Origin of the sequence: Pseudomonas sp. NPDC086112 (assembly GCF_044746425.1) — a bacterium.
Taxonomy (GTDB): Bacteria; Pseudomonadota; Gammaproteobacteria; order Pseudomonadales; family Pseudomonadaceae; genus Aquipseudomonas.
Genome location: NZ_JBIVCD010000086.1, coordinates 1 through 2,632 on the forward strand (window position 1 = coordinate 1; position 2,632 = coordinate 2,632).

1 protein-coding gene and 1 pseudogene are annotated in these 2,632 nt (G+C 57.5%); both read left to right on the forward strand.

Annotation, left to right across the window (positions count from 1 at the left end):
- Nucleotides 1–114 (forward strand): annotated as a pseudogene (rpsU, locus tag ACIPLA_RS27985) (30S ribosomal protein S21); the annotation flags it as partial.
- A gap of 481 nt (nucleotides 115–595) precedes the next feature.
- On the forward strand, nucleotides 596–2,569 hold the full coding sequence (gene dnaG, locus ACIPLA_RS27990; protein ID WP_192344797.1) for a DNA primase: 1,974 nt from the start codon (nucleotides 596–598) through the stop codon (nucleotides 2,567–2,569).
- Nucleotides 2,570–2,632: the final 63 nt, after the last annotated feature.

Genomic DNA, 2,632 nt, shown 5'->3' on the forward strand with positions numbered 1-2,632 from the left:
CGAGATTTTTACGAGAAGACAACTTCTGAGCGTAAGCGTAAAGCAGCAGCCGCTTATAAGCGTCACGCCAAGAAAGTTCAGCGCGAACAGCGCCGCGCCGTTCGTCTGTACTAATACACAGACGATCGTAGCAAGCTTCTGCCAAGCCCGGCCCCAAGCCGGGCTAATGGCATTTGCGGACAACGCTTGATGCTTCACCGTCAAAGCCGCAGACGCGACCGAGACAAATCTGCTTCACAGCGTCAGACCTGGCTCTTTTGCCAGCGGTGCACGTCTTTTCTGACGAGCCTTCCAAGGCTACTGACGAGCACACCCACTGATTCCTCTCACGACGATCAGCCCAAGGCACCTTCTTGCGTGCCCGCTTATGAGCTATCCGAGGCCAATGACTGGCCGTCGCCGGATTCAGCGAAACACTTTCAAATAGTCGAATACTGATTGGTATTAACGTCAGTGGATTTTCGGCAGATACACTTCCCGACAGCGATACGCAGACGACACAGGTCGAGCCGCACACCCTGCGTGCCTCGAACAACGACCCGCGTTTGGCCGCCCTTCGTTTTGGGTCCATTTCAGCGCAGATGACGAGAACGCCATGGCCGGGCTAATTCCCCAGAGCTTCATTGACGACCTTCTGAACCGCACCGACATCGTCGACGTGGTCAGCTCGCGCCTGCAAATGAAAAAAGCCGGCAAGAACTACACTGCCTGCTGCCCGTTCCACAAAGAGAAAACCCCCTCCTTCAGCGTCAGCCCCGACAAACAGTTCTACTACTGTTTCGGCTGCGGCGCTGGCGGTAACGCCCTCGGCTTCATGATGGACCATGACAATCTGGATTTTGTCCAGGCTGTCGAAGAACTGGCCAAAGCCGCCGGCATGGAAATTCCCCGCGAAGAAAGCGGTCGGGCGCACAAACCTCGCCAGCCTACTGATTCGCCGCTGTATCCGCTGCTCACTGCCGCCGCCGACTTTTATCGTCAAGCCCTGAAAAGCCATCCGTCGCGCAAAGCCGCCGTGGATTATTTGAAGGGTCGTGGACTAACGGGTGAAATCGCCCGGGACTTCGGCCTCGGTTTTGCCCCGCCTGGCTGGGACAATCTGTACAAGCACTTGAGCAGCGATACCCTGCAGCAAAAAGCCATGATCGATGCCGGCCTGTTGATCGAGAACGCCGAAACCGGCAAGCGCTATGACCGCTTCCGCGATCGCGTGATGTTCCCGATCCGCGACAGTCGCGGGCGCATCATTGCCTTTGGCGGCCGGGTACTGGGCGACGACAAGCCGAAATACCTGAATTCACCTGAAACTCCGGTTTTCCATAAGGGCCAGGAACTCTACGGCCTTTATGAAGCACGCAAAAACAATCGCAACCTCGACGAAATCATCGTCGTCGAAGGCTACATGGACGTCATCGCCCTCGCCCAGCAAGGCCTGCGCAATGCCGTCGCAACACTGGGTACCGCCACCAGCGAAGAACACATGAAGCGCCTGTTTCGCGTCGTGCCCAGCGTGCTGTTCTGCTTTGATGGTGACCAAGCGGGCCGAAATGCCGCCTGGCGGGCACTGGAGGCAACCCTGCCATGCCTGCAAGATGGCCGTCGGGCGCGCTTTCTGTTCCTGCCTGAAGGCGAAGATCCGGATACCCTGGTCCGCTCCGAGGGCACTGACGCCTTCCGCGCACGGATCAATCAGCACGCCCAGCCGTTGGCCGATTACTTTTTTCAACAGCTGACCGAGGAATCGGACCCGCGCTCCCTCGAAGGCAAGGCCCATATGGCCACCCTCGCCGCGCCGCTGATCGACAAAGTCCCGGGCGCCAACCTGCGCATCTTGATGCGCCAGCGCCTGAGCGAAATTACCGGGCTTAGTGGTGAAGCCGTGAGCCAACTGGTGCAAAGCACGCCTCAGCATCAGGAAGCGCCACCCGCTTACGATCCAGGCATCGATTACGACGCCATGCCGGATTACAGCGACTACCATCAGCCGCAGGCACAAGAGATGTACGCGCCGCAGCAGGAGTGGACGCCGAAGAAGCCTGGTGCAGGTGGAAAGAAATGGGACAAGAAGCCGTGGGACAAGAATGGCAAACGGGGTGGTGATCGCGATCAACCGCGCGCGCCACGGATTCCGGCCGCTGTAGAGCCGCCTACCCTGGCCGCCTTGCGCACATTGCTGCATCACCCGCAACTGGCTGAGAAAGTCGAGGATGCCGGGCACTTCGCTGCCGAGGACCATACCAACACACAACTGTTGGTCGCCCTGCTCGAAGCCGTACAGAAGAATCCCAAGCTAAACTCATTTCAACTGATTGCGCGCTGGCACGGCACCGAACAAGGCCGACTGCTCAAAGCGCTGGCAGAAAAGGAATGGCTGATTGATGGAGATAACCTTGAACAACAGTTTTTCGACACCATTACTAGCTTGTCAGCCCGCCAACGCGAGCGAAACCTGGAACAACTTCTTCGAAAAGCACGTCAAAGTGAATTGAGCACCGAAGAGAAAAATCAACTGCGCGACCTTTTAAGTCGCAATGTTTCCGCATCAAGCCCGACCTCAACTGGCGCGTGAGGTCATAGCTCAGGTATAATCCTCGGCTTGTTTTTTTCCCGCAAAGACCTTCAGAGGATAGGG

Coding starts and splice junctions, on each gene's coding strand:
- dnaG (WP_192344797.1), top strand. CDS start 596: ATGGCCGGGCTAATTCCCCAGAGCTTCATTGACGACCTTCTGAACCGC.